Raw genomic sequence first — 729 nt, 5'->3', positions numbered from 1 at the left:
GGCGTTGTTGCACTAATCAGCTGAAGGCCGATCTACCCCTGTCCCGCTCTGTGTTCAGCCCACGGCGATGATCTCGGCGGTGCCGAGGGTGTTGTATCTGTTCATGATGGCGATCCGGATCTGGATCTCGGCGGTCTGCCTATCAGGGTCGCGTGAGGCGATGCGCTCGCCGAAGGACTTGAGGCAATTCATCCGTGCCTCGACCCGACTTCGGACGTGGTAGCCGACCGACCGCTTCCAGTTGGCTCGTCCCAGGCGTCGTGTCTCGTGAAGGATGCCGTTTCGGGCACGGGCAGCCGGGCAGTCCTCTTTCCAGGGGCGGCCGTTCCGGCGGATGGGAATGCGCGCCTCAGCTCCCCGCCCGACGATCGCGCCATGACATCGTCTGGTGTCATAGGCACCGTCGGCTGTGACCGAGCCGATCTCTTCATCCTCGGGGAGTTGTGCCAGAAGGTCCGGCAGCAGCGGGCTGTCGCCCTGCCGGCTCGACGTGAATTCGACGGCCCGGACATCGCCGGTCTGAGCATCCATGCCGATATGGACCTTGCGCCATTGCCTGCGGCGGGACGCACCATGCTTGCGTGCCTGCCACTCGCCATCACCGCGGAACTTGATGCCGGTGCTGTCTACCAGCAAGGTCACGGGGCCGTGCGGGCGGCGATAGGGGATCTGCACCGCAATCCGTGCCTGACGTCGGCACAGCGTGGAATAATCCGGCACGGGCCAGTC

At 64.9% G+C, this 729-nt stretch carries 1 protein-coding gene; it reads right to left on the bottom strand.

Going from position 1 to position 729, the window contains the following annotated elements; genetic code table 11:
- Nucleotides 1–54: 54 nt before the first annotated feature.
- Nucleotides 55–729: IS5 family transposase (locus V8J36_RS22835; RefSeq protein ID WP_336469613.1), on the bottom strand; the 675-nt coding region annotated here is incomplete at its 5' end.

It is taken from the genome of Frigidibacter sp. MR17.14, from assembly GCF_037095735.1.
Taxonomy (GTDB): domain Bacteria; phylum Pseudomonadota; class Alphaproteobacteria; order Rhodobacterales; family Rhodobacteraceae; genus Frigidibacter.
This window is presented reverse-complemented; position numbering and strand designations above follow the sequence as displayed.